Source organism: Corynebacterium glaucum, assembly GCF_030408855.1.
In the GTDB taxonomy this organism is placed as follows: Bacteria; Actinomycetota; Actinomycetes; order Mycobacteriales; family Mycobacteriaceae; genus Corynebacterium; species Corynebacterium glaucum.
Genome location: NZ_CP047358.1, coordinates 437,294 through 458,953, shown reverse-complemented (window position 1 = coordinate 458,953; position 21,660 = coordinate 437,294). Strand labels below are relative to the sequence as shown.

Annotated in this window: 26 protein-coding genes; 3 read left to right on the top strand and 23 right to left on the bottom strand. The window is 64.7% G+C overall.

What is annotated here, in order from left to right; translation table 11 throughout:
- The 3 genes from CGLAUT_RS02290 to guaB form a co-directional block, all read right to left on the bottom strand.
- On the bottom strand, positions 1-1,329 hold the full coding sequence (locus CGLAUT_RS02290) for a PAS domain-containing protein (RefSeq protein ID WP_290186066.1): 1,329 nt from the start codon (positions 1,327-1,329) through the stop codon (positions 1-3).
- Between the two features lie 63 nt (positions 1,330-1,392).
- Positions 1,393-2,556, bottom strand: a complete 1,164-nt coding sequence (locus tag CGLAUT_RS02285) for a GuaB3 family IMP dehydrogenase-related protein (RefSeq protein WP_290186064.1) — start codon at positions 2,554-2,556, stop codon at positions 1,393-1,395.
- A gap of 4 nt (positions 2,557-2,560) precedes the next feature.
- Positions 2,561-4,090, bottom strand: a complete 1,530-nt coding sequence (gene guaB / locus CGLAUT_RS02280; RefSeq protein ID WP_290186063.1) for an IMP dehydrogenase — start codon at positions 4,088-4,090, stop codon at positions 2,561-2,563.
- A 130-nt stretch (positions 4,091-4,220) separates the two neighbouring features.
- Here guaB and CGLAUT_RS02275 point away from each other — a divergent pair, with 130 nt between their 5' ends.
- Entirely contained in the window at positions 4,221-4,577 is a 357-nt protein-coding gene (locus tag CGLAUT_RS02275) for a DUF5319 domain-containing protein (RefSeq protein ID WP_095659294.1), read from the top strand.
- Here CGLAUT_RS02275 and CGLAUT_RS02270 read toward each other — a convergent pair.
- Positions 4,574-5,557, bottom strand: a complete 984-nt coding sequence (locus tag CGLAUT_RS02270) for a hypothetical protein (protein ID WP_290186061.1) — start codon at positions 5,555-5,557, stop codon at positions 4,574-4,576. The two genes, CGLAUT_RS02275 and CGLAUT_RS02270, sit on opposite strands and share 4 nt — an antisense overlap.
- The gene (locus CGLAUT_RS02265) at positions 5,554-6,129 is read right to left on the bottom strand and encodes a sigma-70 family RNA polymerase sigma factor (protein ID WP_290186060.1); all 576 of its coding nucleotides are present in this window, start codon (positions 6,127-6,129) and stop codon (positions 5,554-5,556) included. The genes CGLAUT_RS02270 and CGLAUT_RS02265 overlap by 4 nt, the downstream gene beginning before the upstream one ends.
- A gap of 411 nt (positions 6,130-6,540) precedes the next feature.
- Here CGLAUT_RS02265 and CGLAUT_RS02260 point away from each other — a divergent pair, with 411 nt between their 5' ends.
- Positions 6,541-6,852, top strand: coding sequence for a WhiB family transcriptional regulator (locus CGLAUT_RS02260; protein WP_095659291.1), 312 nt, complete (start codon positions 6,541-6,543; stop codon positions 6,850-6,852).
- A 76-nt stretch (positions 6,853-6,928) separates the two neighbouring features.
- Here the strand turns inward: CGLAUT_RS02260 and groL are convergent, their stop codons facing one another.
- The 10 genes from groL to CGLAUT_RS02210 all read right to left on the bottom strand — a co-directional run bounded on the left by groL (position 6,929) and on the right by CGLAUT_RS02210 (position 14,665).
- Positions 6,929-8,539 (bottom strand): chaperonin GroEL, encoded by a 1,611-nt coding sequence (gene groL / locus CGLAUT_RS02255; protein ID WP_290186058.1) that lies wholly within the window; start codon positions 8,537-8,539, stop codon positions 6,929-6,931.
- 34 nt (positions 8,540-8,573) lie between these two features.
- Positions 8,574-8,873 (bottom strand): co-chaperone GroES, encoded by a 300-nt coding sequence (gene groES, locus CGLAUT_RS02250; protein WP_095659289.1) that lies wholly within the window; start codon positions 8,871-8,873, stop codon positions 8,574-8,576.
- Positions 8,874-9,037: 164 nt separating this feature from the next.
- Complete coding sequence (locus CGLAUT_RS02245; protein WP_095659288.1) at positions 9,038-9,487, bottom strand: hypothetical protein; 450 nt, start codon at positions 9,485-9,487, stop codon at positions 9,038-9,040.
- 98 nt (positions 9,488-9,585) lie between these two features.
- Complete coding sequence (tsaD, locus tag CGLAUT_RS02240) at positions 9,586-10,629, bottom strand: tRNA (adenosine(37)-N6)-threonylcarbamoyltransferase complex transferase subunit TsaD (protein ID WP_095659287.1); 1,044 nt, start codon at positions 10,627-10,629, stop codon at positions 9,586-9,588.
- On the bottom strand, positions 10,626-11,153 hold the full coding sequence (locus CGLAUT_RS02235) for a GNAT family N-acetyltransferase (protein ID WP_290186056.1): 528 nt from the start codon (positions 11,151-11,153) through the stop codon (positions 10,626-10,628). Before CGLAUT_RS02235 ends, tsaD begins: the two co-directional genes overlap by 4 nt.
- Positions 11,143-11,829 carry a tRNA (adenosine(37)-N6)-threonylcarbamoyltransferase complex dimerization subunit type 1 TsaB gene (tsaB, locus tag CGLAUT_RS02230; protein ID WP_290186054.1) on the bottom strand — a complete coding sequence of 229 codons (687 nt, stop codon included), beginning with the start codon at positions 11,827-11,829 and terminating at the stop codon, positions 11,143-11,145. Before tsaB ends, CGLAUT_RS02235 begins: the two co-directional genes overlap by 11 nt.
- 3 nt (positions 11,830-11,832) lie before the next feature.
- A complete protein-coding gene (locus CGLAUT_RS02225) occupies positions 11,833-12,333 on the bottom strand; it encodes a hypothetical protein (RefSeq protein WP_290186052.1) in 501 nt (166 codons plus the stop codon).
- 10 nt (positions 12,334-12,343) lie between these two features.
- On the bottom strand, positions 12,344-12,886 hold the full coding sequence (gene tsaE / locus CGLAUT_RS02220; RefSeq protein WP_290186050.1) for a tRNA (adenosine(37)-N6)-threonylcarbamoyltransferase complex ATPase subunit type 1 TsaE: 543 nt from the start codon (positions 12,884-12,886) through the stop codon (positions 12,344-12,346).
- Positions 12,883-13,980: an alanine racemase gene (gene alr / locus CGLAUT_RS02215; RefSeq protein ID WP_290186048.1), complete on the bottom strand. Its 1,098-nt coding sequence runs from the start codon at positions 13,978-13,980 to the stop codon at positions 12,883-12,885. Before alr ends, tsaE begins: the two co-directional genes overlap by 4 nt.
- Before the next feature lie 25 nt (positions 13,981-14,005).
- Positions 14,006-14,665, bottom strand: a complete 660-nt coding sequence (locus CGLAUT_RS02210; protein ID WP_290186046.1) for a hypothetical protein — start codon at positions 14,663-14,665, stop codon at positions 14,006-14,008.
- Positions 14,666-14,746: 81 nt separating this feature from the next.
- Here CGLAUT_RS02210 and CGLAUT_RS02205 point away from each other — a divergent pair, with 81 nt between their 5' ends.
- On the top strand, positions 14,747-15,601 hold the full coding sequence (locus tag CGLAUT_RS02205) for a poly(ethylene terephthalate) hydrolase family protein (protein ID WP_290186045.1): 855 nt from the start codon (positions 14,747-14,749) through the stop codon (positions 15,599-15,601).
- Between the two features lie 19 nt (positions 15,602-15,620).
- Here CGLAUT_RS02205 and CGLAUT_RS02200 read toward each other — a convergent pair whose 3' ends face one another.
- The 8 genes from CGLAUT_RS02200 to CGLAUT_RS02165 all read right to left on the bottom strand — a co-directional run bounded on the left by CGLAUT_RS02200 (position 15,621) and on the right by CGLAUT_RS02165 (position 21,555).
- On the bottom strand, positions 15,621-15,884 hold the full coding sequence (locus tag CGLAUT_RS02200; protein WP_095659280.1) for a hypothetical protein: 264 nt from the start codon (positions 15,882-15,884) through the stop codon (positions 15,621-15,623).
- Positions 15,884-17,626, bottom strand: a complete 1,743-nt coding sequence (locus CGLAUT_RS02195; RefSeq protein ID WP_290186044.1) for a hypothetical protein — start codon at positions 17,624-17,626, stop codon at positions 15,884-15,886. The genes CGLAUT_RS02200 and CGLAUT_RS02195 overlap by 1 nt, the downstream gene beginning before the upstream one ends.
- On the bottom strand, positions 17,623-17,937 hold the full coding sequence (locus tag CGLAUT_RS02190) for a hypothetical protein (protein WP_095659278.1): 315 nt from the start codon (positions 17,935-17,937) through the stop codon (positions 17,623-17,625). The genes CGLAUT_RS02195 and CGLAUT_RS02190 overlap by 4 nt, the downstream gene beginning before the upstream one ends.
- 130 nt (positions 17,938-18,067) lie before the next feature.
- On the bottom strand, positions 18,068-19,411 hold the full coding sequence (gene glmM / locus CGLAUT_RS02185; protein ID WP_290186041.1) for a phosphoglucosamine mutase: 1,344 nt from the start codon (positions 19,409-19,411) through the stop codon (positions 18,068-18,070).
- A gap of 169 nt (positions 19,412-19,580) precedes the next feature.
- The gene (gene rpsI, locus CGLAUT_RS02180; RefSeq protein ID WP_095659271.1) at positions 19,581-20,168 is read right to left on the bottom strand and encodes a 30S ribosomal protein S9; all 588 of its coding nucleotides are present in this window, start codon (positions 20,166-20,168) and stop codon (positions 19,581-19,583) included.
- A complete protein-coding gene (gene rplM / locus CGLAUT_RS02175; protein WP_095659270.1) occupies positions 20,168-20,611 on the bottom strand; it encodes a 50S ribosomal protein L13 in 444 nt (147 codons plus the stop codon). Before rplM ends, rpsI begins: the two co-directional genes overlap by 1 nt.
- Positions 20,612-20,933: 322 nt before the next feature.
- Positions 20,934-21,218, bottom strand: a complete 285-nt coding sequence (locus CGLAUT_RS02170; protein WP_332461818.1) for a WXG100 family type VII secretion target — start codon at positions 21,216-21,218, stop codon at positions 20,934-20,936.
- A 19-nt stretch (positions 21,219-21,237) separates the two neighbouring features.
- Positions 21,238-21,555, bottom strand: coding sequence for a WXG100 family type VII secretion target (locus tag CGLAUT_RS02165; protein ID WP_095659268.1), 318 nt, complete (start codon positions 21,553-21,555; stop codon positions 21,238-21,240).
- Positions 21,556-21,660 lie beyond the last annotated feature (105 nt).

The following is a 21,660-nucleotide window of genomic DNA, read 5'->3' as shown; positions in this document are numbered from 1 at the left end:
TTAAGCGACAGCAGCGTTGAGCCGCGTCAGCGCCGCGTGCACACCCTCGGCAGAAGGAGCTTTCGCAAGCTTATCGACGGCCCGCTGCAGCTGCTCCACCGACGCCTCGGCAGCCCGCACCGCCTCATCGATTTTCGCGGCCAAAGGCGCGACCTGGGTGCTCATGTCGGAGGCTGCGGTGGCTTCGTTCCAGCTATCCAACATGTCGAGCGGCAGCTTGGTCAGCTCCGCGATGGAGTTCACCTTCATCTCCACGCGTCCGTGCAGCGAAGAGTGCGCGAAAACTGCGTCGTTCATGCTGCGGACGTCGGTCTCGAGGGCGTCGACAAGCAAGCGCATCGATGCGGCGTTGGTTCCGGCGGCATCACCGTCGGCGGCAGTGGTGACGGTTTCGGCAGCGAACTCCGCGGTCTGCGCCGTGTGCAGGCGCGCGAGCGCGATCGCCATACGTGCGTTCGAGGTCTTCACGTAGAGCTCGTCCGCAGTTGCCGCGAGCTGCTGTGCGTTCTGGTCAAGCACGCCGCGCATCGTCGACCAGACCTGCAGCGGCGCAAGCAGCAGCGTGCGAGTGGTCTCGTCGGCGTCGATCTTCTCCATCTCCGCGCGCACGGTATCGGTCACTGCGCTTTCCTCGATGAGGGTGGCGTTAGCCGTGCGCAGACCCTCGACCGCGTCGTTGATGGCGGTGAGCGCGGCCATGAACTCGTCGAGCTCGCGGTAGAGCGCGACCGCGGCTTCGTACGTTTCTCCCTCGCCGTCCGGCAAGCGGAAACCAGCTTCCTCGAGAGCGATCACTTCGGCGGGCAGCGCGTCGCGGATGAATGCGTCGTAGTCCGGGATGAGCTCGGCGAGCTTGCCCACGCCGCGCTCCGCGCGCTCGCGGCGGCTAAGGGCCTGGGCCTCATCGGTGTGCTCGACCTCGTTCGCCTCCTGGTACACGTCGCCCGCAGCGTTGAAGAGCGGCGTCATTGGGCGGGTACGCACGGAGAGGAAGCTGCCGTCCGCGAGCGGAGTGACAGTGGCGAACACGTCGTAGGCGGAACCGTTCTTGGCCTGGTTGCGCACGTACGCCGCGAACGGGCGACCCGCCTTGATGGTGTCCCACATCAGCTTGAACGCACCCGCAGGCATCTCCTGGTTCCGGATCAGGTTGTGAGGCTGACCAATCAGCTCATCCGCCGAGTACTGGGCGTAGTGCATGAATACGTCATTGACGTGGGTGATCACACCCTTGGCATCGGTGACGGAAAAGAAGATGTCGTTGACACCGACTTCGTGGGAAGGTGCATCGTCCAGCGCGCCGCGCATAACTGTGACTCGATTCGACATGAGGGCGATCGTAATAAACGCCCAACCAGTCTGCGCGACCTGTCCACAAAAACTAGCCCAAAACTAGAGCGTCGGGCGCACGGTGAGCGGCACCTTGTGGAAGTCCTTCACCGCGGTGTAGCCGCACTTTGCCATCACGCGGCGCAGACCGCCGATCAGGTTGAGCGAGCCGTTCGGGTCGGTCGACGGCCCGTGCATGACCACCTCAAGCGGTTGCCTCGGCCCGTGCGCCGCGTCTTGTACTCTGCCACGCGGGTTGCGCGGGTGCGCCGCCTGGGCTTCCCAATAGAGCCCGCCCGCCGCGGCTTCAGTCGCGTACGAGAACGCCCGGCCAGCCATCACGGCATCGGCACCGCACGCCAGCGCCACTGCGATGCCGTTTGCGTTGTTGATGTCCGCGTCTGCGATGAGGTGCACGTATCGCCCCTCGGTCTCATCCAGGTAGTCGCGGCGCGCGGCAGCCACGTCGGCGATCGCAGTCGCCAACGGCACACGCACCGCCTGCGAGTGGTGGGTGTCGCCGGATCCGACAATGATGCCAGCCACACCGGAGCGCATGAGGTGCGTCGCGGTGGAGTAATCGAATACGCCACCAGCCACCACAGGCACGTCAAGCGAGCCGACGAACTCCTTTAAATTGAGCGGTTCGCCACCCTGCTGCACGTGCTCGGCGGAAATCAAGGTGCCCTGGATGAACAGGATCTCCGCGCCGGCGGCGATGACCACCGGGGCGAGCTCGCGCGCGTTCTGCGGGCTCACCCGCACCGCCACGGTCACCCCCGAATCACGCACCTGCGCAATGCGCTCTGCCAGCAGATCCCGGTCGAGTTCAGCTGAATGCAGCCGCTGCAGCGTCGCGGTTGCCTGGTGCATCGTGTTCAGCATCTCGTCCAGCTCACGCGGGTCGAACGCTTGCCGCAACGACGAATTCGCGTTTACGACCTCGCGCACCGCCTCCTCGAACGACGCGTGGCGGCCCCACAACCCCTCCGCGTCGATGACACCAACCCCGCCTTGCTTGCCCATCTCGATGACAAACTCCGGGCTCGCCAACGCATCCGTCGGGTGGGAAAGAATCGGCGACTCAAGGCTGTACGCATCGAAATGCCACGCCAGGTCCACGTCCTTGGATGAGCGGGTGCGGCGAGCCGGGACCAACGCGACGTCGCCAAGCGAATAAGCCCTGCGAGCCTCGCGACCGATGCCAATCTCTACGTAATCTCGCATCGTGCTACCCCCGGTAGTTTGGGGCCTCGACGGTCTGCGTGATGTCGTGCGGGTGGCTCTCACGCAGGCCGGCAGCGGTGATCTGGACGAACTGCTTCGTCTGCAGCTCCTCCACCGACGCCGAGCCGGTGTAGCCCATCGCCGCGCGCAGACCACCGACAATCTGGTGGGTGATCGCGTCGATTTCGCCGCGGTACGGCACACGGCCTTCGATGCCCTCCGGCACGAGCTTGTCCTCGCTGGCCACATCAGCCTGGAAGTAGCGGTCCTTGGAAAACGAGCGCTTCTCGCCCGTCAGCCCGCGGCCCTGCATCGCGCCCATGGAACCCATGCCACGGTAGCGCTTGTACTGCTTGCCGCCCACCACGACGATTTCGCCCGGGGCCTCAGCGGTGCCGGCCAGCATGGAGCCGAGCATCACCGAAGACGCGCCGGCGGCCAGCGCCTTCGCCACGTCGCCGGAGTGCTGCATGCCGCCGTCGGCGATGATCTGCACGCCAGCCTTGCGCGCCGGCACCGCCGCCTCAAGGATCGCGGTGATCTGCGGCGCGCCCACGCCCGCCACCACGCGCGTGGTGCAGATCGAGCCCGGGCCGATACCCACCTTGATCGCGTCCGCGCCAGCGTCGATCATCGCCTGCGCCGCGGAGCGCGTCGCCAGGTTGCCGCCGATGACGTCCACGCGGTCGCCGAAGTCCTGCTTCACCCGAGAGACCATCTCCAGCACGCGGTTGTTGTGCGCGTGGGCGGAGTCCACCACCAGCGCGTTGACACCTGCCTCAACGAGCAGGCCGGCACGGTCGTAGGAGTCGTCGCCAGTACCAACGCCCGCAGCGACCATGAGCCGACCCGCCTCGTCCTTCGATGCGTTCGGATACTGCTCCGACTTCACAAAGTCCTTCACGGTGATCAAACCGGCCAGCGTCCCGTCGTCGGCAATAATCGGCAGCTTTTCCACCTTGTTGGCCGATAGCAGCGCAAGCGCCTCCTGCTTGTCCACGCCTTCCTGCGCCACCACCAGCGGCATCGGCGTCATCACCTCGGCCACCTTGCGCTCGTAGTCCGGCTCGAAGCGCATGTCGCGGTTGGTGATAATGCCCACCAACCGCCCCGCATCGTCTACCACGGGCAGGCCGGAGATACGGAAGCGAGCGCACAGCGCGTCCACGTCGCGGATGGTCATCTCCGGCGTCGCGGTCACCGGGTTGGTCACCATGCCGGACTCGGAGCGCTTCACAATGTCGACCTGCTCGGCCTGCTCCTGGGCGCTCAGGTTGCGGTGCAGCACGCCGATTCCGCCCTGGCGTGCCATCGCGATTGCCATCCGCGACTCGGTCACGGTATCCATCGCCGCGGATGCCACCGGGATGCCGAGGCGAATATTCCGCGTGAACTGCGTCGAGGTCGATACCTCGGACGGTACGATGTGAGACTCCGCCGGCAGGAGAAGCACGTCGTCGAAAGTCAGGCCCCGCAGCAGCACCTTGTCCGGATCATCCCCGCCTGTGAGTACGCGCTCAATTTCTTCTGACATGAGCTCCTCAAGTCTCCTCTCCCGTTTTTGGCTTTGGCCAATGATATTACGCGGGGCTTTTGCTTGACGACGGGGCGTCTTTGGCAACCCACGCACTCCCACTAGGCTATGCCTTGTGAATTACGACGACATGATGCCGCTGGACCCGTTCGCGAACGATCCGAACGATCCGGCGTCGTTCATCGAAGACGATGAACAGCCGGTGCCGTTGTCACCCCAGGAACGCGCGGAAGTCACGCAGGACTTGGATTACGTGCGCGATTGCATGCGTCGGTTGCGCCCGCGCGGGATTCTCGGGATCTACTTCCAGTGCGAGGACTGCGAAGAGCTGCACTTCTACGACTGGGAGATCATGGAGCAGAATATGCTCGCTTCCTTGCGCGGCGAGCTGCCGCCGGTGCATGAGCCGAGCGCAGATCCAAACGTCGACGCGTACGTGCCGTGGGAGTACGCGATGGGCTACCTCGACGGCCTCGACGCGCGCTAGTTGCCCGCGTCGGTCGCGCCCGGCGCGCCGTTTCCGCCGTCGGTTTCGCCCGAATCAACTGGTGACTGCACTGTCGGCGCGCTTGCCTGGCTGGTTGCGATCGGCGACGAGGGCTGCTGCGGCGCAACTGGCTGCTGCTGCACTGGCGGTGCCGGCGCGACAGGCGGGTTCACTTGCTGATTGCCCTGATTGCCCTGGTTGCCCTGGTTACCCTGGTTGCCTTGCGCCGGCGCTGGGGCCGCCGGCGCAGTGGTGGTCGGGTGTGTTGCGGTTGGCTGTTGCGTCGGTTCTTGTGACTGCCCTTGCTCCGGGGTCTCCGGTGCGGAGGTCACGGTGACCGTAACGGTGGTGGTCTTCGGCGCCGGCTCGGCGGTGGTGGTGGATGCGCCCTCGCGTCCCTCCGAGTTTTCGCGGGATGCCTGGGCCGGTGCCTTCATGGTTTCCACCAGTTCGCGTGCCTGGCGCAGCAACTCGTTCGCGTGGTCCTCGTCGCCTTCTTGTTTCGCCACTTCGAGCTGCTGCAGCGTGCTGGCCAGCTCAACTGCGGCGGCGCGCTCACCGAAGACGGTGCTCGCCGGCCCCCACAACGCAGAATCTGGGGTGGCGTTGTACAGCGCCGCACCCGTTCCAGCCAGCACCGCAGACGCGGCGGCAGCGCCCACAAGGCCTGCGGCCCACGGGCTCATACCGTGCTTCCGCGTCTTCTTTCTTCCGGGACGCAGACCGCGCTGCTCGCGGCGCTGACGCGCGGCATCCAACGACGCCGGCTGGATCGAGTCGCCCGCACGACCCGGCGTGAACACGTGATCGGCGGCAATCGGACGATCAATTTCGGTCTTCAGTTCCAGGAGCAGTGCGGCAAGCGGGTCGCTACTGTTCGAGGGGTTCTCGCCGCGCGCAAGCGCGTCAAGGAATGCATCGGTCGCGGCGACGGGCGCTGACTGGGCGTCCTCGCTGTGGTGCTCTTCGCGACGTGTCATGAGTCTCTATCCTGTTCTTCAAGCGCTTTGCGCAACTTTGTAATCGCGCGGTGTTGTGCAACCCTCACTGCCCCGGGCGTTGAGCCCACAGCCTCGGCTGTTTCTTCCGCGGAGAGGCCCACGAACACTCGTAGAACGATGATGTCGCGCGCCTTGTCACCCAGTAGATCGAGCAACGCTCGGATTTCATTACTTCCATCGACTTCTAAGGCGAAATCTTCTGGCGTACCTCCGGCTGCCACCGAGTCCGGGACGTCTTCGGTGGGCGTGAGCTTGTCGCGAAACAACGCGCGGTGCGCGTCAGCAACCTTGTTAAACGCGATGCCGTACACGAATGCCATGAACGGTCGGCCCAGGTCCTCGTACTTGTGAATCGAGGTGGCAACTGCAAGGCAAATTTCCTGCGCGACATCCTCGGCCGTCGGCATCCGCCCTCCACCAATGCGCGCCCGCGTGTAACGGACGACCTGGGGGTAGATGATGCGCAGCACGTCGCGCAGCGCTCGCTGGTCTCCGCCTGCAGCAAGCGGGACAAGCTCCTTCAGCTCGTCGTCATTGCCCTGTTCAGCCACGGTTTTCCTTCCGCCCCCCAGTCACCTCAACGCAATTCAACACAGTTCAACGCAGTTCACGCACCTCAACGCATTGGTCATACTACGCTGAGGCCAATTCCGCACAAGCGGAACCCACGTCTGAATCGTGAAATGGTGGCACAACGCGACTAGTTCCGCTGGCCATGTTTTCTTTCATAGAAGTTCACCTCCACGTAACCTTTAGCAAAAACCCAGGTTAGAGCCACTTTATCAACAGGATTACGAAATGATAAAGATTCGCGTTACCGAGAGGTCACCCGCAGTTCACCATTGCACGCAAGACTGCTTATTCGGCACCGGCCACAGCTTGAAAAACGCGACGTCGAGGCATCCATGAGACACCGCACGGATACATCCACGTCGAGGCATACCGAAGGAGCACCACTGAAAATGTCCCTGCCGCACCTGCTTCCTGGACCGAACGCTGACTTTTGGGATTGGCAGCTGCACGGCTCTTGCCGCGGCGAAGCGTCCGAGGTGTTCTACCACCCAGACGGTGAGCGTGGCCGCGCGCGTACGCAGCGCGAGAACCGTGCGAAGGCGATCTGCTACCAGTGCCCGGTGCTCACCCAGTGCCGCGAGCACGCGCTGCGGGTCGCCGAGCCCTACGGCATCTGGGGCGGCATGAGCGAGTCCGAGCGCCACGCCATCCTCCGCGGCGCTCGCGGCGGCCTCAAGGTTGCTGCAGCCTCCGCCAAGTAAGAGCTTTTCGCTTATCGACGAAGGCCCCGCCCCAGGATCCTGGGGCGGGGCCTTGCGCGTCGGTATTGCAGCGAAATTAGTGGGCGTGGCCGTGATCGGGCTCGTCTTCTTCCGCAGGCTTGGTCACCACGGAAGCCTCCGTGGTCAGCACCATACGCGCCACCGACGCAGCGTTGACCACTGCGGAGTCGGTGACCTTCACCGGGTCAATGATGCCCTGCTCGATGAGGTTGCCGTACTCAAGCGTCGCCGCGTTGAATCCTTCACCGTTGCCCATCTCAGCAACCTTCGACACCACAACGGAGCCGTCGAGACCAGCGTTTTCCGCAATCCAGAACGCCGGCCTGGTCAGCGCACGCGACACAGCCAGCACACCGGTCTTCTGCTCGCCTTCGAAACCTTCCGCGAACTCCTCGAGCTCGCGCGCAATCTGCACAAGCGCAGAACCGCCGCCGGCGATGATGCCCTCCTCCACCGCAGCGCGTGCGGCGTTGATGGCATCCTCGACGCGCAGCTTACGCTCGTTCATCTCGGTCTCGGTCGCAGCGCCGACCTTGATCACCGCGACGCCGCCGGACAGCTTCGCCAGGCGCTCCTCGGTCTTTTCGCGGTCCCAGGTCGAATCGGTAGTCGCGATGTCGCGACGCAGCTGCTCGCGGCGGTCCTCGACTGCCTCGGCGGTACCCGCGCCGTCGACAATGACCGTGTCATCCTTGGTCACGGTGACGCGGCGCGCGGAGCCGAGATGATCCAGGGTTGCGTCCTTCAGGTTGATACCAACCTCAGGGTCGATGACGGTGGCCGCGGTGACCACTGCCAGATCGTCCATGAACGCGACGCGACGCTCGCCGAAGTACGGCGCCTTCACCGCGACAACCTTCAAGGTCTTGCGCAGCGTGTTCACCACGAGAGTCTGCAGCGGCTCGCCTTCGACGTCCTCGGCGATGATAAGCAGCTGCAGGTTAGCCTGCGCGATCTGCTCAAGCAGCGGCAGAAAATCCGGCAACGAGGAGATCTTGCCGCGCACCAGCAGCACGCGGGCGTCGTCAAGCACTGCCTGCCCGGCGTCCGGATCCGTCATGAAGTATGGGCTTAAGAACCCCTTGTCGAAGGAGATGCCCTCGGTGAGGTCGACAAACGAGTCGATGGAGGTGGACTCCTCGACGGTGACCACACCGTCCTTGCCCACCTTGTCCATTGCGCCTGCGACCATATCGCCGATCTCGGTGTCGCGCGAGGACACGGTGGCCACGTTCGCGATCTCGCTGGATGCGGAGACCTCGGTGGCGCGCGCCTTGAGCTCTGCCACGGTCTTCTCGGCCGCGGCCGCGATGCCCTTGTTCAGCTCGATCGGGTTCGCACCAGCGGCAACGTTGCGCAGCCCCTCGGCAACCAGTGCCTGGGCGAGCAGCGTCGCGGTTGTGGTGCCGTCGCCGGCGATGTCGTTGGTCTTGACAGCCACGGACTTCACCAGCTGCGCGCCGAGGTTCTCAAACGGATCCTCGAGGTCGATGTCGCGGGCGATGGTCACGCCGTCGTTGGTCACGGTTGGCCCGCCCCATGCCTTGGAGAGGACGACGTTGCGGCCACGGGGGCCGAGGGTGACCTTGACCGCGTCGGCAAGGGTGTCCACGCCGCGCTGGATGCCCTCGCGGGCCTCCTGGTCAAATGCAATGAGTTTTGCCATGGGTGGCTTGCTCCCCTTGTACTACTTCTCGGTACTACTTCTCGATGACTGCCAGCAGATCGCGAGCAGACAGCAGAAGGTACTCCTCGCCGTTGTACTTCAGCTCGGTGCCGCCGTACTTCGCGAAGATGACAGTGTCGCCTTCCTTGACGTCCATCGGGATGCGCTCGCCGTCCTCGTCGTGGCGGCCCGGGCCGACAGCGATAACCACGGCCTCCTGCGGCTTCTCCGCAGCGGAGTCCGGGATGACCAGGCCGGAAGCAGTGGTGGTTTCAGCTTCGGCGATCTGCACGAGCACCTTGTCGTCGAGCGGGCGGATGTTGACGTTAGCCATGATCGGTATCTGACCTTTCGTGTCTTCTATGAGCGTTGGAATGTGTTGCGGTATCCCATGTCGCGCAGCCGTCGTCGCGGGTGAACAACTGTGCTCGAGACAACCCGTTTAGCACTCTACCTACGCGAGTGCTAACCGACAACAACGCGTGCTACTGCGCCAAACTACTCCTGCGGCGTGCCCATATTCAGCACCGCGTTCTCCCAGAGGCGGAATTCCTCCTCGTTGTCCTCGCGGTGGTTGCGCACTGCGCGGATGGCCTGCTTGACCTGCTCCACAATTTCGTCGTCGATGCTGTGGCCATCTCGACCCAGGAAGATCACCGGGCCGGAAATCGCGCTACCCGGGTCTTGGAGGAAGTTCGGGTTTTCAGTCGCAGCGGTGTTGCGTGCCATCGACGCAACCGGGTTCGGTTGCGCGCGGTTCTCGCGCGCCTGCGGGCTAAACAGCGCCTCGAAGATGTCGTCTTGGCCGACGAACGCAACGCGCACGTTCTCCCGGACGACAGGGCCAAGAAACTGGTTGGCATGGTCGAGGTCGAAGATCAGGCGGCGGTAGGTCAGATCCGGGTTCACCATGAACCCGAAGCGTTCGCGATCGTTGCGAGCGTCCATTCTGTGAGGTCCTTTCATGTCGCGTCAAGCGCTTCATCGCTTATCCAAGCAATTGACAACACTAGTGCGAAACGCCTGAACACGCCGGGTGAAGGCAGCTACACCAACGGCACTTCGATCTCGAGCGAAGTGTCGGTCCCCACTCCGAGTCCAGACGGCTGCGCCCCCTCGTGAATCAGCTGGGCGCCCAGCGCCGCGACCATCACCCCGTTATCCGTGCACAGACCGAACCGCGGCACTCGCAGCTCGATCCCCTTCGCCGCGCACCGCTCGCCCGCCAGCTCCCGGAGCCGTGCATTCGCCGCCACACCACCGCCGAGCAACAAGGTGCGCGCGCCCGTGTCTTCGCAGGCCATCACGGCTTTCATCGTGAGCACATCGCACACCGCTTCTTGGAACGACGCGCACGTGTCCTCAATCGAGATCACCCGCCCCTCGCGCTCAGCGGCCTCAACGTGGCGCGCCACCGCTGTCTTCAACCCAGAGAAAGAAAAATCGTAGCGGTGCTCGCCGCGCAGGTCTTCGGCCCGGGTCAGGGCTCGCGGAAAAGCAATCGAAGCCTCACCAGAAGCAGCAAGCTTATCGACGATCGGGCCGCCCGGATATCCCAGGCCTAATAGCCGCGACACTTTGTCGTAGGCTTCACCGGCGGCATCGTCGAGCGTGGACCCCAACTCGCGCATGGGTTTACCCACCGCGTCAACCTCCAACAGCTGCGTGTGCCCGCCGGAGACCAAGAGAGCGATGGAGTGCGGGAGTTCCGCCTCCCCGTCGAGGTTGGCCACCGCAACGTGGCCGCCAAGGTGGTTCACGCCGTAAAACGGCACACCCCACGCGGCCGCGTACGCCTTCGCCGCCGAGGCACCGACAAGCAGCGCGCCGGCAAGACCCGGCCCCACCGTCGCGGCAACAGCATCCGGTTTTTCAATTCCGGCGTCCTTGAGCGCAGCCTCCATGACCTGCGGCATCGCCTCAAGGTGTGCACGCGACGCGATCTCCGGAACCACGCCGCCGAAGCGCGCGTGCTGCTCCATGGAGGAGGCGACCACGTCGGCGAGAATCTCCATCTGCCCGTCATCGTGCAGTTGCACGATGCCGACCCCGGTCTCGTCGCACGAGGATTCAATGCCGAGCACAATCATGTGTTGCTCCTTTCCACGCCCTGCTCCGATTTGCGGGGCCGCATCATGGAGTAGGCGTCCGCACCGGAGGGCTGATAGTACTGCTTTCGCGTGGCCAGCACGTAAAAACCGTAGCTTTTGTACAGCGCGATTGCAGGTGCGTTGTCTGTGCGCACTTCGAGAAACATCGGCCCGTCGAGTAGGTCGGCGGTGTGGACAAGCTGGTCCATGAGTGCACGGCCGATGCCGCGGCCCTGGTAGGCGCGGTCGACACCTATCGTGTGCACCTCGAACTCCGGATCATCGCGCGGGCCGAGCATGGCGAGCCCGGCGAAGCCGATCAGCAGCTCCCCGCCGTCGCTGTCGCCGTCGCCGTTGCCGTTACCGTTGCCGCCGTCGTTGAAGGCGCCGACGTAGAAAGTGTACGGCTGGGCGATCTCCGCGAGGTAGACGTCGCGCGACCAAGGGTGGTCTCCCGCGAACAATTCCGCTTCGATTTCTGCGGCGCGCGTGGCGTCGTGAAGCGAAAGCTCCCTAAATTTCATGGACGTCCGGAAGGGCCGGGGACTTCGGTTTCGGCGCTGGCTCCACAGCGTCAGGGCGGCGCAGGTAGTGCGGCACCAGCGGCGCGGACGCCGAGTTGAGGTCGGCAGCGCGAACCAACCCCTCCGGGCGCGGGGCGACGTAGGTGACTTCGCGCGCGCACACGGTGAGCTGGTCCGCGAGGTGTTCGGGCACGCTGAGCACGTCGACTTCGTCGACCGGAATCGCGCTCGGGGCGCAGACCTCGGGACCCGCGACGCGCTCGCCGTTGACGTAATGGGCCCAGTACACCTCCCGGCGGCGAGCGTCGGTGGCGATGAGCGTGGAGGGGGCGTCGATAAGCGTGCTGCTCGCATCGTGGGTGACCACCCCGTGGACCGGGATGCCAAGCGCCTGACCGAACGCCGAGGCTGAGGCCATGCCCACGCGCAACCCCGTGAACGGGCCGGGGCCGCACCCGACGACGATAGCGTCGAGGTCGCCGTGGGTCCTGCCAGCCTCAGCGAGGACCGCGTCGACGGTGGGCACGAGACGTTCGTTGTGCGCGCGCGTGGTCTCTACGGACTCGGCGAGGACGGTAGCGGTGCCGGTGTCGGTGTCGGTGTCGGTGCCGGTACCAGTCTCGACGAGACCGACGACAAGCTGCGCGGTGGCCGTGTCAATCGCGAGGACGAGCATGGTCTACTGGAAGGCGACGTGCCACTTGTCGTCGCCGTAGGAAGCCAGGATCGGGGAGTTCAGCGGCAGCGTCGCGTTCAGCGGCTGCAGGCAGACATCGACATCGTTCAGGGCCACCTGGTCGAGCATCAGGTCGGTGCCCTCCTCGTACGGGATCAACACCACGTAGCCGTAGGCGCCGTCGAGGTCAACGCCGTCAAGCTCCAGCTGCTCGAGCTTGAGATCCTTGATTTCCTGCGGCTCGTTCGGGCACAGCGTGGTGAAGCCGCCGTAGGTGTTGGCGTCGTAGATCACCGACGGGTCGAGGATCTGCCCAGACACTGCGCCGCCGGTCTGCGGCGTGTTCGCGAGGGTGGTGGACAGGGAGTTTGTCGGTGCAACTACCGGGCCTTGCGCCTGCACCGGGCGTTCCTTCGGGATGAAGATGAGACCAGCAAGCAACACCAGCCACAGCACGATGGCGAGAATGACCCAATTGCGCTGGGAATTCGAAAGCTTCAGCATGGGTGCCAGCCTACAACCCGTCACCGGTGGAGCTGTGGGTGGTGTCGGCGGTTCGCCAGGTAATCACGCGGGCTTCCGCGTCGGGCTCGGTGTCGGGCTCGGTGTCGGGCGAAGTGTCAAGCAGCGCGTCACGGTCGAATTGGACGAGGAGGTAGCGCTCCGCGATTTGCTCAATTAGACCGCCGCCCCACTCGGCGACGACCACTGCTGAGTCAAGATCCGTGTCGAGGTCGAGGGCATCGAGTTCGCCGAGGGCGTCACCAGACGAACCCTCTCCAAGCAGGCGGTAGGCGTCGATGTGAATGAGGTTCGGGCCGCCGCAGGTGGAGCGGTGTTCTCGTGCGATGACAAACGTGGGGCTTGTGACCCGGCCCTTCACTTCAAGCCCTTCCGCGACGCCTTGAGTGAAGGTGGTTTTTCCCGCGCCCAATGGGCCATCGAGAATGACTACGTCTCCTGCTTCAAGCGTTGCGCCCAGCTCGCGGCCGAGCTCGCGGGTGTCGGCCGCGGTGGTGCAGATGCGGCTACCGCTGTGTGGGAACTGGGGTTTCACGGTCGCTCCTGTTCGGGTTCGAGGTACTCGCGGCGGGTGCGGCCCTTCGGCGCGCAGATGATTTCGTAGTTGATGGTGCCGACGGCATCGGCGAACTCGGCGGCGGACATTCCCCCTTCACCGAAGAGGACAGCCTCGTAGCCGGCGCGCACGCTGTGCTCGTTCTCGCCCAACCACACGATAATTTGATCCATGCACACCCGCCCCACCACTGGGTAGCGGTGCCCGCCGATGGTCACCTGCATCGCGCCTTGCCACGAGCGGGCGATGCCGTCGGCGTAACCGGCGGGTACCAGGGCCGTGTATCCATCGCTCGGCGCGCGCCAGGTGAGTCCGTAACTTACCGGTTCTCCCGCGGCGAGCGGTTTCACCGCGAGGATGGTCGCTGCCCACGTCATCGCCGGGCGCAACCCGCGGTCCTCCCCCGGGATCGGTTCCATGCCGTACAGACTCACACCGGGGCGGACCTGCTCGAACACGAGGTCGGGCCGAGTCCACGTCGCCGGGGAATTCGCAAGGTGGTTGCACACAGGGTTTAACCCGGCGGCGCGGGCGCGCGCGATGGCGTCGCGGAAGCGCGCTGCCTGTAAAGAGGTGTAGTCGCCGTCCAGGTTGTCGGCGTCCGCAAGGTGGCTCATCAGGCCAGCGACACGCACGTGCCCATCGCGTTCCGCGGCGGCAGCTTGGGCGAAGACGTCATCCCACTCTGACTCGGTGAATCCGGCGCGGTGCATACCAGTGTCCACTTTGAGGTACGCCGTGGCATTGAACGGGGCGTCGATAAGCGAAGCTAAGTGCTCTTTTGTGGCGACGGCGAGCTCGATGCCCTCCGGGATTGCTTCCTGCGGTGACCACAACCATGCGATGACCGGTTTGCTGGTGAGTGCCTGGACCGCGCGGGCCTCGGCGAGGGTGGCGACGCCGAACGCATCGGCGCCGTTAGCCTCCATGACTGGCACGCACCGCCCGATGCCGTGGTTGTATGCATCGGCTTTGACCACGCAAACGAGCCGCGCCGCGCCGGCCTGCTTCTTCAGAAGGGCGGTGTTGTGGGCGATGGCGCTGAGATCGATGCGTGCAACGAGCGGGCTCATACGCGTTAAGTGTGCCATGCGCGCGCTAGAGCAGGTGCACCACACCGAGCACGATGAGCAGGAAGGACACCGCCCACGTGGCCGCGAGCGACACGGCCTGCGGGTTTGCGCGGGCCCAGTCGAACGCGCGACCCGCTGCGGACTCGGGCTTGGCGCGTACCCATGCGACCAGCAGCGCAGTGAGAGTGGGCAAGGACAGCGCGACGGTGGCGTAAAGCGGAATGGTGGCGTAGCGCGTCGCCGGATCGACACCCGCGGCTGAAAGCAGCATTAACCCGCCGTAGAACGGCGCGGAGGTCGCAGATTGCACGAGGCCGAGGATGAACCCGGTGAGCACAGTGAGCGGGTTCGGGCTGCGCAGCGGTGCGAGAATACGGTTGACCAGCGCAGAGTTATCACCGCCGCGCAGCGCGAGCAGCCCCGTGAGAACGCCGGTGGCGATGAGGACGATGCCAAAGATCGGGCCGTTGACAATGCGCTGGACCGCTTCGCCGAGGCTGTCAAAGATCAGCAGCATGATGAGCGCCAAGCCGGCGACGCCGAGCCAGTCGCCCGCGATGAGCAGACCGGTGATCTTGCCAAAGCGGCCGCCGGCACGCGGCGCGAGAATGCCGACGGCCACGATCACCGCAATGAGCAGCAGGTTGATCGAGTCGATGAACGCGAGCGAGAGGGCGCCTAGCACCCCAGTCACACTAGACCATGGCCTCGCCGAAACCGTTTCACATCACCAGCCTGGGAGAAAGATTCAAGTAGAGTGGTGCGCGTGTCTGCGAAATTGAAACAACTTTCTGAGCTGTCCAAGCGTGGCCCCCACCGGGTGATGGAGGGCGACCTCGGCTACACCGGTCTGCCGGGCAAGGTGTACGCACCGGCTGAGGGTCGAGATCTTCCTGGTGTGGCATTTGGCCACGACTGGCGTCGTGAAATTGGTGCGTACGAGGAGACCCTGCGCCACCTGGCCAGCTGGGGATTTGTTGTTGCCGCCCCGAACACGGAGACGGGTCTCACCCCGGACCACCGGGGCTTCGCCGCAGACCTCGAGACATCGATGCAAATTCTCGCCGGTGTACGCATCGGTAACGGCAACATCACCGTCTCCCCGAAGAAGTTGGGTGTGGCCGGCCACGGCATGGGCGGCGGCGCTGCGGTACTCGCGGCGGTGGACAACCCGAAGGCCAAGGCCGTCGCCGCGCTCTACCCGGCGAATGTCGCACCTTCTGCAGTCGAGGCCGCGCGCCACATCGTGCTTCCGGCGATGGTGGTCGGCCCGGGCGAAGACTCTGATTCCTTGTTCAACCCCGGCAACCCGGCGAAGCTGGCCTACAACTGGGCCGGCGAGGTGGTCTACCGCGCAGTGAAGAAGGGCGAGCAGAAAGGCTTCTCCGAAGACGGACTCGGCTGGCGCCTGACGGGTCTGGGTTCCTCGGACAAGAAGAACCAGGCCACGACCCGCGCGCTGCTCACCGGCTACCTGCTGCACCAGCTTGCGGAGGAGAAAAAGTACGCCGCATTCTCCGACCCCGAGGCAGCGGGCAAGAACGTGCAGTCGCTGGTCGGCGACAATCTGGCGAAAGCCGCTGGCCTCGCCCGCAACAACACCGCGTTCTCGCTTTTCTAAGCGGTTCGCTCTCAGGGCTTTACTTATCGACGGAGGCGCCCGGCCCCTCACGACGCAGCACCGAACGGACTTGCCCGTTTGATTTCACACGCTTGCGGGGAATGGAGTAGTCCCCGCGGGCGATTGGCTGGGGCTCGCGGCGCGGATAGAGTTCCCGCGCAGCAGCCTGCTGTTGAGCGGTAAATTCCATCTTCCGCTGCGCATCTTTGAGCACGGCCTCGAAATCTTGCATCCGCTTGGCGGTGCGCCGCTGGTACATCTCGGCGAACTCGATGAAGTCCATTACCAGTCACCTGTCTTTTTCACAGCCCACGGGGCTTGCTCGGGCGGGGTCGGGTTGTCGGTCGAAGGGTTGGTATCGGGGATTGCGGGTTGCTCCGCGGCCGGTGCCGAAGAATCAGGCGCGGCCTGAGCAACGGTTGGCGGGTCAACTGGCAACTGCTTCTTTGGCGGAGGCGCCGGCTCCTCCACCTGGGCAAGCTCGGGCGGCGGAGGGATTACGCCGTTGTCTGGCGTGGGCTCCGGTGCGGGAGCCGGAGCCGGTTCCTCGGGTGCAGCCACGGGTTCCGCTACCGGCGGGGGCGCAGGAACCGTTGCGGGCGCAGGTTCCGGCGGGTGCGCAGGTTCCGGAGCGTGCGCACCGCAGTCAACGCCGGGACACTCAACGGCCTCCTGCAGGGCAGTGCTGAAGCACTCCAAACCGCCGAGGACGGCCGCCGCGCCCATCTCCGCGAAGGTGCCGAGCATCCGGTTGACCTGATCGTGCTCCGGAGCTGGAGGTGTGAACGCGGCGGCGGTCTCGCACGGAATGTCGTTCAGCGAGACGTTCACCGTGCCATCGATGTCAAAATCGAACTCGACGGTCACCCGCTCAGATGCTTGGGCACTGGGCTGAACCGGAGCGTCCACCACCGCAGTGGAAGCCGGCAGCGTCGGCTGGGCAGCCGGGGTCACCGGGTTCACCGGGGTTGCCGGTGCTTCTTGCAGTGTCGGAGGTTGGAAGCTCTGCTGAGGCGTGGTGGAAGGTTGCGGAACCGGAGAACAGTCTGCCGGCACGCACCGGCACAGTCGGCTGAATGGTTCAGTCTGCGCCGGTGGCGCGGTCTGCGGAAGGGGTTGAGCCGGTACAACCTGCGCAGGAGTGGTGGCCACAGAGGCCGGTGCCGGGGCCGGAGTTGCAGCCGGTGCCGGACTCGGGGCGTCGGCAACCGTCGCCGCGGCGGGCTTTGTCTCGGGCGCTGTCACACCCGGCTGTTCCGGCGCCGACGATGAAACCGGTGAAGCCGGTGGAGCCGGTGGAGCCGGGGCTGGCGCTGGCTGCGCAGCCGGGGCGGTCCCTGCCGGCGGATCGCATTGCGCTGACTTCGCGGGTTCAGGCGTGCGGTAGTCCGCGGGCTCGGCAGGGCGGGCTTCCGCCACTTGGCCGATTTGGGTGGTCAGTCTGGTCAGGCATTCCTCGATGGTGCGGTTGCCGTCGCGAACCATTTGCAGGGCGCAACCAAGTCCGGTCAGAAGCAGCTCAACCGAATCAGGGATGAGCGCCTGCATCCTCGTCATGGTGGCTGCTTGCACCATCTTGCGAGGCACCGCAAGGACGAGTGAAACGCCGCTGTCAGTGGTGTTTTGCACGGTCTCTACCGCGCAGCAGCAGTCGCGGATGTCGCGGCCAAGTTGGTCGACACTGCGGAAAAACTCGCACTGGCGCTCCTCATCGCTGCGCTCCTTCGCCAACACGCCTACCGCCTCAGCCCAGCCCTCGCTAGCGCCGGGAACCAAGGTGCTCGCGGCGGTAGCAGCGCTTGCAGGCCCAAGCCCACAGCCTTTCGTGCCAAGGGTGTGTGAGGCAGCGACGAGTGCGTCCAAATCCCTGCCAGCCGAGCGGCCAAGTTGCGCCAGCACCTCATCGACGCGCGTACGAACGCGCGATCGCACCTCAGCGGAAACCCCCGGAGCAGCATCCACCGCAGCGATGCACTTCTGCAGTTCTTTTGTCGCGGCCGAACCGTCGCCATGCATGGTGCTCATCGCCCCGTCACCCCGCGAAGTTCGTCGGAAGCTGTGGTGTCGCGTTCCTCGATGTCGTCGATAAGCGAAAGAATGCTCCCCCAGCTTTGCTCCCTGGCGAGCAAGAATTGGTGTGTGGTGCGGCGCAACGATTCGAGCGACTCGATGACCTCCCGGCCGTGCGATGCAAACCCTTCCCCGAAATCAGCGGTGCTCAGCGGAACCTGGTTGCGCTGCAAGTTGCTGCGGCCCTCCTCGTGCGCCGAGATTGCGGCGGTGAAGTGCGCGCGCATCGCGGATATGTCGAGGTCGGGCCCAACAATTGGATCCATGTCCTACCCCCAAGAACGTGCGGATCGCACAGCTAGCGCGACCCGAATCTGAATGAGTCTTACCCCTATTCAGACTCCCCCCAACGCCCGCCGGTTCCCCCGACGGGCGAGTTTTCTCCCGCTGGAGAACTTACACCGCGGCAACCACGGCCGCGAGCTGGCCGGCGACCTTGCGGGCCTGCTCCTCGTCCGCAGCTTCCACCATGACGCGGAAGAGCTCCTCCGTGCCGGAGGGGCGCAGCAGCACGCGGCCGGAATCCCCCAGCTCAGCCTCAGCGATCTGAATCGCTTCCTGCACCTTCGGGGAGTCCATGATCTTGGCCTTGTCCGACACCGGCACGTTGATCAGCACCTGCGGAAGGACCTGCATGACGCTGGCGAGTTCTTCCAGGCTCTTGCCGGTCTCGGCCATGCGCGCCATGAGCAGCAGGCCGGTGAGCGTGCCGTCACCGGTGGTGGCGTACGCCGGCACGACGAGGTGGCCGGACTGCTCGCCGCCCAGCGAGTATTCGCCGCGGCCGAGCTCCTCGAGGACGTAGCGGTCTCCCACTGCCGTCTCTTTCAGCTCGATGCCGTGCTCGCGCATCGCGATCTTCAGACCCAGGTTGCTCATCACCGTGGCCACCAGGGTGTTGTCCTGCAGCGAGTTGCGCTCCTGCATGCCGGTCGCCAGGATCGCCATGATCTGGTCACCGTCGACCACGTTGCCCTTCGCATCTACTGCAAGGCAGCGGTCAGCATCGCCGTCGTGCGCGAGTCCAATGTCCGCGCCGTGTTCAACCACTGCGGCCTGAATCTGCTCGATGTGCGTGGAGCCAGAGCCGTCGTTGATGTTGTAGGCGTCCGGGGTGTTGAAGATCGCGGTGACGTCAGCACCAGCCGCCGCGTACGCCTTCGGGGCGACCTCGAAGGCGGCGCCGTTCGCACAGTCCACAACCACCTTGATGCCCGCGAGGTCAGTCTGCACGGCTTCTTTGAGGTGCGCGAGGTAGCGCTCGCGCGCGTCGGGAGCCTCCTCAATCACGCGCCCGATGCCGGTACCCGTCGGGCCAGTCTCGGAGAGCTCCACCATCGCCGCTTCGATCTCATCCTCAACGTCATCCGGAAGCTTCTTGCCGCCTGCGGAGAAGAACTTGATGCCGTTATCCGGCATCGGGTTGTGCGATGCCGAGATCATGACCCCGATGTCCGCGCCGTAATCGTCGGTCAGAAACGCCAAGCCCGGCGTAGGGATGACGCCGACGCGCAGCACGTCGACGCCTTTCGATGCCATGCCGGCTGCCATCGCGGCGGCCAGCATCTCACCGGACACGCGCGGGTCGCGGCCGATCAGGGCCGTCGGCCGCCGCGAGCCGGAACTGCGCTCACGCGTGAGCACAGTCGCAGCTGCAGCACCGAGCTTCATAGCTAGCGGGGCGGTGAGTCTCTCGTTGGCTAGGCCGCGGACACCGTCGGTTCCAAAAAGTCGCGTCATGCGAACGATTATGCACCACGAAAGCTATGCCTTCTCGTTGGTGGTACCTTCCTCGTGGTCACCCGTCCGCGGCACCCTAAAGAGCTTTTCGCTTAACGACGAAAAAACCGCCGCCCCGACAAAGAAACGTCGGAGGCGGCGGCCTTCTGCGGTTGCGCGCCAGTGCGAATTAACGCTTGGAGTACTGCGGTGCGCGACGGGCCTTGTGCAGACCAGCCTTCTTGCGCTCCACGGCACGAGCGTCACGGGTGAGCAAGCCAGCCTTCTTCAGGGTCGGGCGCTCAGCCGGGTTGTAGATGTTCAGCGCACGGGCAATTGCCAGGCGCAGTGCACCGGACTGGCCGGTCGGGCCGCCACCGGAGATGTTGGCCTTGATGTCGAACTGGCCCTCACGCTCGAGCAGGGTCAGCGGCTGCAGGATGTCCTGCTGGTGCAGCTTGTTCGGGAAGTAGTCCTCGAACTCGCGGCCGTTGACGGTGATCTTGCCCTCGCCCTCGGTCACGGTGACACGAGCGATGGCGCGCTTACGGCGCCCAACGGTCTGGATCGGCCCCTCGTGCAGCTGCACCGGCTCAGCGAACTCACCCTCGGTCTCGTCGACCTCCGGAGCAATTGCATCGCCGATGGTGTAGTTGAACTCCTCGGTCGCAGCGGTAGCGGCGTCGAGGTCAAGGTCCTCAGCGGCAAAGTTGTCCGCTGCGTCCACGGCGCTTGCGGCGTTCACAGCGTCGTCTGCGTAGTTGTTCGGCTCGGTCATTACTGTGCCACCTGCTTAAACTCGTAGGTCTCCGGGTTGTGCTCGGCGTACGGGTGCTCGTCGCCAACGAAAACGTGCAGCTTCTTGATGGACTGACGGGAAAGCTTGTTGTGCGGCATCATGCCCTTGATAGCTTCCTCGATCACGCGATCCGGGCGCTCGTCGAGTGCACGACCCAGGGTCATGGACTTCAGACCACCCGGGTAGCCGGAGTGGCGGTAGCGCATTTCGCGATCACGCTTGTTGGACGAGATGTGGATCTTGTCGGCGTTGATCACGATCACGTGATCGCCGGTGTCAACGTTCGGTGCGAACTGCGGCTTGTGCTTGCCACGCAGCAGGTCAGCTACGGTGGAAGCAAGCTTGCCCAGCACCACGTCGGTTGCGTCGATGACGTACCACTTACGGGTAATGTCACCGCTCTTCGGGTGGTAAGTAGACATGCATGACTCCTTCAAAGTCTGTCTAGAAGGCTGCCGGCCAAAGCAGGTGTGCCCGCTAAACCCGCCGGCGGCCGGTGGAGACCCGGCGGGAGGCGCGCCAAATTGGCACGACACACAGGTGTTTCACCTTACGCCACCACCGCTGCCCCATCCAAACCGCGCCTTTGGCACAAAAACGCACCCGCGCGCCTGCAACATGCAAGCGGCGCGCGGGTGCGCTTCCCCCGGTGATCCCCCGAGCCCCCCTGTCCCCCAGTTCCCCCGTAAGTCTCCGGCCGGTTCCCCCAAACCGGCCGAGCCCCCGCGGCGCTGAGGCTATAAATTAGCCCCAGCTGTTGGCGGCAGCGGTGTTCACCGCCATCATTTGATTGTTGCCTTCCTCAACGGTGTCGGCGATCTGGTTGAGGATCGCGTTCAGGTCGCTGGCGGCGTTGTCCCACTTCGCCTGGTGTGCGCGGTAGCTCGCCGCTGCCTCGCCTTCCCAGGAGTCGGTCATCGGCTTGATAGAGCTTTTCAGGTCATCGAGCTGGCCGTTGATGCGCGCCACGGAACCGCGGATGTCGGAGGCGGTGCCGGAGATCTGCGCGAAGTCGTACTTGATCTGCATGATATCTGTCCTTTTCGTATTAGAGCGCCAGGCCGGAGCCGGCGGAGATGCGGTCGAGGCCCTCGGTGGTGGTCACGTCGGTGTGCTCGTAGTGCTTGGCGTTGTCGCGGATGTTCACGGCGATGGAGGTCAGAGCCTCGGTAAGGCGGCGCTGCGCATCGTCGTAACGCACCATCAGCTCGTCAAAGCTGCGTTGCGCACGACCTTCCCAGGACCCGCGCACGGACTGCGCGACATCCTGGATCCGGTCGATCTCTTGGTTGACTTCAGCGTTGACCGCGTCGACGTGCCCCGCAGTGGCACGCATGACCTCGGCTTCAGTTGCGAATTGGCTCATGGTTGCTTCCCCCTCGAAGGTGTCAGGTAGAACAGCCGGATTGCGTTGAACTGTTCATGTATTGGACTGCCAAAAGTGCGGTTCGGTTCCCCCGGATGCAAAACT